Raw genomic sequence first — 6,115 nt, 5'->3', positions numbered from 1 at the left:
GTCTGTCTCATCTTCCACTCCTTGGTGGTTACGATGAGCCAGAAACACTCTCTTAGCAAATACGACTATTGGGACCCATAGGCGCTGACGTCAGACAGGTACAGGTCGTGCCTGCACTCGAGAAAATCGAAGCGCTGAAGCTGTTCGTGCTGAACTTGGGGCACACGTTTTTGACGGACCGTTGGCTCAAATCGCAGGGTGGCGATGATGTTTTGGTGCGTAACCTGATGGATGACGCAGCAGAATTGGCCAGCCTCAAAGCTGTGCTTACGACAGAAGTGCGTCCGGCCTTTGTCGCTGCCGAGCTGGCCGATGAATTCGACGCCTATATAGAGGCAACGATTGAGCGATTTGCGAACCCGTATTTGGACCACCGGATCGCCGATATAGCACAGAACCACAGCCAAAAGGTTGAGCGCCGGATTGCCGCGGCTTTGGAGTGGGCGCGCGAGGTTGGTGACTTGACAGAGAAGCCTATTCTCTCTGAGATTGTGGCAAGCAATGTGAAAGCCGCAATTTGATCCTGAAAACGAATAAGGTCGGCAAGACCGACGTGTCTGTCACGCCATTGTCCTTGGGCGGTAGCGCCTTTGGCAATATGGGCGGCGAGGTCAGTGACACAGCTGTGAAAGATGTGATCGAACATGCTTGGTCCGCCGGCATTCGATACTTTGACACCGCGCCACATTACGGTCGTGGATTGTCTGAGCAGCGCATGGGGGCGGTGCTGAAACACAAGCCTCGTGACGCATTCGTTTTGTCGTCCAAAGTCGGGCGGGTGTTGTCGCCCGGTGTGCAGGTCGCTGAGGCTGACGGGTATATCAATCCGTTGCCCAATGCGGTGCGCTACGATTACTCGGCCGATGGGGTCATGGAGAGCTTCGAGACCAGTTGTGAACGCATTGGGACATCGCGGATTGATATTGTCTTTGCCCACGACATTGGCAGCTACACCCATCCAGACCCACAGGTCGCTGCACGCCATTTGGATGATCTTTTGGGGTCAGGCATCGGCGCGTTGCGCAAGCTCAAGCAGGATGGTCGTATCGGGGCCATTGGTCTGGGTGTGAATGAAAGCCAAATCTGTATCGACGTGATGCAACACGAAGTCTTGGACGTCATTTTGTTGGCAGGGCGTTTGACGCTTTTGGACAGGCAGGCAGAAGGCGGATTGCTGGACGCCTGCGCCAAACACGGCACAAGCCTTGTGATGGCGGGCATTTACAATTCGGGTATTTTGGCGACGGGCCCAAAGCCTGGCGCATGGTTCGATTATGCGCCTGCGTCGCAAGGCATTCTGGACCGCGTGGCTGTTTTGGAGCAACAGGCCAAAGCTGTGGGGCTAACGTTGGCAGAAGCGGCCCTGCAATTTGCCTTGCACCACCCCGCTGCCTGCACTGTGATGCTTGGAACTGGCGAGGCTGATTTGCTTCAGCGTAATCTGGACACTGCCAATATGACGTTGTCTGACGCGGCCAAGGCCTTTGTTACCACTTAACTTTTATCACCACTTAATCTGTGTGCCCGTTGGTCTTAAGCGAATTCACCAAGGTGCGCTTGGATGTGCTGAGGTGGTTTTGTGCAGCTTGGGTCGCGGCCGCAAGGTCGCGGCTGCGCAATGCACGAATGTATTCCAGATGCTCGCCAATGGCAGCCGTATTGCGCAGTTTTTCGTCGGCTTTGTTCCACTGGAAATGATAGTGAAACACCAGTGAAATGACCTTTTGAAACTCGGCGACAAAGCGGTTGTTGACGATGCTATTGATGGCCATATGAAATTTTTCGTCGAGCTTCGAGAAATCATGATAGGCGGTTTCAATGCTTTGCAAGAGATCTAGATGCTCTTGCTCCAACACCTCGAGCTGGTTCCAAATATCATGATCTTCGGGCAGAGCGATCAATTGCTTCACCGCGTTAAGTTCCAACAGGTTGCGAAAGTCCGACAGCTCAATTGCGTAATCAAGGGTGAAGCCGTGAAGCACCCAGCCTCCGCGCGCGCGGCGCTCGACAATGCCAAAGCGGCTGAGCGACGATAGGAATTCTTGCAAGGTGTGCGGGGCGACAGAAAAATGTTGAGACAGCTGTGCAACATTTAGGACTTCGCCCGCAGGCACATCCATCCGCAAAACCCATTCCAAGAACTGGCTTTCCAATTCTTCAATGCCCAACAACGTGGCGCGGGTTTCAAGAAGGTCATCTTTGGTAGGGCGGCGCATCAACAGTTTTTGACGCGCATTTATGGAAATGAGCGCTTGGTCTTTGAACCGCTCAAGGATGCTACGCACAACTGTTCGGCTGACGCCCAATGTGGATGCCATGGCGTTTTCAGAAGGCAGTTCGTCGCCGATTTCCATTCTTTTACAAACAGCTATCATTTTGTTGTGGGCTTCGATGAACCGCTCATTTGTACGCGCCAATTGTGTTTGTCCTTTGGGAGTGATCGGTCGTGGCCACTATAGATTGTTTTTTAGAATTGTTCAAAAATAATTAAAAACATTTGACAGTTCGGCAGGGGCGGATCAATTTGTTTATTATTATTAAAGACCGCGTGTATCTTTTGGGGGGATATACAAATGAGCGACGAAATGATTGAGGCAGGTGTTGTTGTCGAGCCTGGTGTTTTTGCGGTGCAAAGCCGTCCAAAGCCAACGGATGTCCCTGAAGGCTGGGTATTGATCGACATTCTGGCCGTGGGGCTTTGCGGCACGGACTATCACATTCTTGAAGGCAAACACCCTTATCTCAATTATCCGCGTGTGATCGGCCACGAACTTAGCGCGCGTGTGGTGGCGGATGGCAATGGTTTCAAAGCGGGCGATTTGGTCGTGGTGAATCCATACCTCGCCTGTGGGACCTGTCGCGCTTGCCAGCGTGCGAAACCAAATTGTTGCTACAATATCGAGGTTCTGGGCGTGCACCGTGATGGTGGCCTGACACCGCAGATCGCTGTACCGAAACAAAACCTTTACCCCGCTGACGGCCTAGAGCCGATCGAAGCCGCGATGGTCGAATTTCTGGCCATTGGCGCCCATGCGGTCAACCGACCCGAAGTCGGCCAAGGCGACCGCGTTTTGGTCACGGGCGTCGGACCAATTGGCATCGGTGCAGCCCTGTTTGCACGCTTGAGAGGGGCGGAAGTTTCTTTGCTGGATCTCAGCCCAGAACGCCTGAAAATGGCAGCGGATAAATTCGGGTTTACCTCTGGATTTGACAGCGTCGATGCCGCGATCGCGGCCACGGACGGCGAAGGCTTTGACACCGTTTTTGATGCCACAGGGCATCCAGCCGCTATTCACGCGGGGTTTGCCGCTATTGCGCACGGTGGGACATATGTTTTGGTCAGCGTGGTCAAAGACGACATCACCTTTAGCGATCCAGAGTTCCATAAACGCGAAATGCGCCTGATCGGCAGTCGCAACGCGCTTAAGGCTGATTTCGACTGGGTCATGTCCGCCTTCCGCGATGGCTTAATTTCCTCAGAGGCGCTGTGTTCAAGCTTGCTGTCACTGGATGAACTTTCTGAGCGCTTCAGTGATCTCGCCGCGGATCGCGCTGATCTGATCAAGGTCATTGTAAAGGTGCAAGACTGACCAATGTTGCAATGAATGACTGTGTTGGGCTGGCGGTGCGCGTGCAGATGTGACTGCGCGCGGCATCGAGCCCCCCCCCACGCTTGTTGGCGCAACGCCATCAATGATGGCCTTTAGCCGAAGCGGTAGTTTGACACCGTAATTGGCATGCCGACATTGCCTTCATCATGATAGATGCGCGTCGCGGGCTCGTTTTCTGCGGCGCCAAGGGCGACGAACAAAGGCACCAAGTGATCTTCGTTCTGGTGGCAAATACGCGCAGAGGGGGCGGTTTCCCAATTGATGATCGCATCGCGCCGTTCGCTGGGCGCTGCCATCATCGCGTCGAACAACCACGCATCAAACTGCGCAGACGGCGCTTCTCCACCACCGCGAATAAGGCGAAGATTGTGAAAGCTTAGGCCTGAGCCGACGATCATAATGCCTTCGTCGCGCAAGGGGGCGAGGGCGCGTCCAATGGCAATGTGGTCCGCAGGATCATAGGATTTCAGCAACGAGATCTGCAGCAAGGGCACGTTGGCCTCGGGGTACATCACCTCCATCACGGAAAACGTGCCGTGATCAAACCCGCGATTGGGATCAAGCTTGGATTTGATGCCCGCTTCGGTCAACAAATCGCTGATACGCGCAGCCACGTCCGGCGCACCGGGCGCATCATAGGTGATGCTGTAGGTTTCTGGTGGAAAGCCGGAATAGTCATAGACCATCGGCGGCTTTGGGGAACTCATGATTGCGACGTCTTGCTCTTCCCAGTGACCTGAAATCATCAAGATGGCTTTGGGCGTTTCACCGTGATCGGCGACCATCTGTTTCAGCGAGGCTTCGAGCGAAGCGAACATGGCGCGCATGTCGGGAATCCAAGGCCATGGACCGCCGCCGTGAGAAATAAAGTAAGTTGGCAGTGTACGTGTCATGCTGTGCCTCGTTTGCGCTGGGGTGCTTTGGCCCAAAGATAGTCAGACCGCGCAGGAAAAGCTATGTTGCGTGCCGCGAAGGTTCTGTGCGTGGTTGCTGAGCTCGCAGGTTGCACTTGATGGCGCGCTGGGCGTCAAAGTTGGCTTTGCAGCGATTGCCGAACATGCAAAGGTGCTGGCATGGCGCGTTCTGCACACATAGATCTCCCGGCTTGTTTCAATCAGGCCAAACCTCTGACGGCGGATGTTCGGTTCATCGCCGTTGATGTCGAAACGGCCAGTTATGAGATTGCGAGCATTTGCCAGATTGGCCTTGCTGTCGTTGGGTTTGACGGCTCCATTGCGACCCATAGTGTTTATGTCGATCCTTGCGTTCCGTTCGCAGCTGGAAACACACGCTTGCATGGGATCGATGCGCACACCGTGCGTGGGGCCCCGTTTTTCGAAGACCTCTTGCCAGAGTTGCGTCAGGCGCTTGAAGCCTATCCTCTTGTGCAGCACAGCCGCTACGACGAAAAAGCGTTCGATGCGGCGTGTCTGCGTGCTGACATGCCAGCGTTAAAATCGGTTTGGTCCGACAGCGTTGCGATTGCGCGCAAAGCTTGGCCAGAATTGCGCGGCAATGGCGGGCACGGTCTGGCCAATCTGAAAAAGGTTCTGGGGCTTCAATTTCGCCACCATGACGCGGGCGAAGACGCGCGTGCCGCAGCCCAAGTCACACTGGCTGCTGAGGTGGCGATGGGGCAAAAAATCAAGTTTGCGCAGATCTCGCGGCAGATGGCGTTTGAATTTTAGGGAAGCACAACAAGGTGAGGGGGCATCGGCGCGGGTGTCGCTTAGGCCATGTCCTGCGTCTCATCCAGTTCGCGCTCCAAGAACCGCTCAAAGCCTTCTAAGTCCAAGGCTTCAAACTGACCAAACCCTTGCATCCAAATGGACGACGCACGCATCGCATCGGGTTGCAACTTGCACCACTTCACACGCCCACGCTTTTCTTGCGCAATCAGCCCTGCGCGCATCAAAATCGTCAGGTGCTTGCTGATTGCAGCCAAAGACATCTCGAAGGGTTCAGCCACATCCGTCACAGCCATATCGTCTTCCAGCAGCATCTCAAGGATCGCGCGACGGGTTGGGTCGGCGAGGGCTGCAAAGATAAGGTCAATGGATTTCGCGTTCTGAGCCTGTGTCATACCAATGAGAGTTACGGGCGGTATCGCGTTTGGTCAACCATTTGGTTGAATATAGGTGATCTGCGTTGCAAGGGCTTGAAAACGGTCATTGGCACGCAGGTGAGGGGTGCGACACATTGCGCGCGTCTGTTTTTATCATTTTAAATCAATGTATTGGTGCAATTGCGAAAAGGGCAAATCCCGCGTTGACTCTGAGCGACCCTCCGCCTAGTTTGCCGCCAACTGCCAAAGGGGCCTTGAATGACGACCGACCCGCACGACCCAAAGCGATTGAAAGCATTGGATGAGCGGATTGCGAGTTTGAAAAAGGCGCAAGAGCCCACAAGCTCCCGCGGCGAAGAACACTTTTCTCAGGCCAATATGGCATGGCGGATGGTGATAGAATTGGTTGCCGGTCTTATGATCGGTTTCGGCATGGGAT

Annotated in this window: 7 protein-coding genes and 1 pseudogene; 5 read left to right on the top strand and 3 right to left on the bottom strand. The window is 54.5% G+C overall.

The window, feature by feature from the left end:
- Positions 1-68: 68 nt before the first annotated feature.
- Together ABF287_RS06390 and ABF287_RS06385 are read left to right on the top strand one after the other, a co-directional pair.
- Positions 69-521, top strand: coding sequence for a hypothetical protein (locus tag ABF287_RS06390; protein WP_347184182.1), 453 nt, complete (start codon positions 69-71; stop codon positions 519-521).
- A complete protein-coding gene (locus ABF287_RS06385) occupies positions 518-1,498 on the top strand; it encodes an aldo/keto reductase (RefSeq protein WP_347184181.1) in 981 nt (326 codons plus the stop codon). Before ABF287_RS06390 ends, ABF287_RS06385 begins: the two co-directional genes overlap by 4 nt.
- Before the next feature lie 13 nt (positions 1,499-1,511).
- On the opposite strand, the gene ABF287_RS06380 is transcribed toward ABF287_RS06385, so the two are convergent.
- Positions 1,512-2,417, bottom strand: a complete 906-nt coding sequence (locus ABF287_RS06380) for a GntR family transcriptional regulator (protein ID WP_347184180.1) — start codon at positions 2,415-2,417, stop codon at positions 1,512-1,514.
- A gap of 156 nt (positions 2,418-2,573) precedes the next feature.
- Between ABF287_RS06380 and ABF287_RS06375 the strand changes: the two genes are divergently transcribed.
- A complete protein-coding gene (locus ABF287_RS06375; RefSeq protein ID WP_347184179.1) occupies positions 2,574-3,590 on the top strand; it encodes a zinc-binding alcohol dehydrogenase family protein in 1,017 nt (338 codons plus the stop codon).
- A gap of 113 nt (positions 3,591-3,703) precedes the next feature.
- Here ABF287_RS06375 and ABF287_RS06370 read toward each other — a convergent pair whose 3' ends face one another.
- Entirely contained in the window at positions 3,704-4,504 is an 801-nt protein-coding gene (locus tag ABF287_RS06370) for a class III extradiol ring-cleavage dioxygenase (RefSeq protein WP_347184178.1), read from the bottom strand.
- Positions 4,505-4,684: 180 nt separating this feature from the next.
- Here ABF287_RS06370 and ABF287_RS06365 point away from each other — a divergent pair, with 180 nt between their 5' ends.
- Positions 4,685-5,299 carry an exonuclease domain-containing protein gene (locus tag ABF287_RS06365; RefSeq protein ID WP_347184177.1) on the top strand — a complete coding sequence of 205 codons (615 nt, stop codon included), beginning with the start codon at positions 4,685-4,687 and terminating at the stop codon, positions 5,297-5,299.
- A 41-nt stretch (positions 5,300-5,340) separates the two neighbouring features.
- Here ABF287_RS06365 and ABF287_RS06360 read toward each other — a convergent pair whose 3' ends face one another.
- On the bottom strand, positions 5,341-5,694 hold the full coding sequence (locus tag ABF287_RS06360; RefSeq protein WP_347184176.1) for a metalloregulator ArsR/SmtB family transcription factor: 354 nt from the start codon (positions 5,692-5,694) through the stop codon (positions 5,341-5,343).
- Between the two features lie 240 nt (positions 5,695-5,934).
- Between ABF287_RS06360 and ABF287_RS06355 the strand changes: the two are divergent.
- Positions 5,935-6,115, top strand: a pseudogene (locus ABF287_RS06355) (F0F1 ATP synthase subunit I); the annotation flags it as partial.

It is taken from the genome of Pacificibacter sp. (assembly GCF_039769035.1).
Taxonomy (GTDB): domain Bacteria; phylum Pseudomonadota; class Alphaproteobacteria; order Rhodobacterales; family Rhodobacteraceae; genus Celeribacter.
This window is presented reverse-complemented; position numbering and strand designations above follow the sequence as displayed.